Origin of the sequence: Priestia sp. SIMBA_032 (genome assembly GCF_046535215.1) — a bacterium.
Classification (GTDB): Bacteria; Bacillota; Bacilli; order Bacillales; family Bacillaceae_H; genus Priestia; species Priestia aryabhattai.
In genome coordinates this window covers 1-239 of sequence record NZ_JAWRXD010001490.1, presented here as the reverse complement: position 1 = coordinate 239, position 239 = coordinate 1, and the positions used below count along the sequence as shown (strand labels likewise).

At 35.6% G+C, this 239-nt stretch carries 1 protein-coding gene; it reads right to left on the bottom strand.

Annotation, left to right across the window (positions count from 1 at the left end; genetic code table 11):
• Positions 1 to 239 (bottom strand): hypothetical protein (locus SB717_RS39270; RefSeq protein ID WP_410908715.1); only part of this gene is annotated, 239 nt, incomplete at both ends.

Sequence of the window (239 nt, the reverse complement as noted above, 5' to 3'; positions counted from 1 at the left end):
ACCTGTTGCTGATGCTGTAACTTGTCCATCACCATCTGTACAACTTGGTAATTTATCTTTTATTACATCTAAAACTACCGGCTGTAAAATCTCAATTAAAGCTGGGAATGTTGTTGGACAACCATATTTGTCTTTTACTATAATATCATAAGATTTCGCTTCTTTTACAATAAAGTTCGTTTCTGACTGGAATCCGTTTCCAATACTATACGTAAATGGTCCCATTCCTGTTCCAGGAG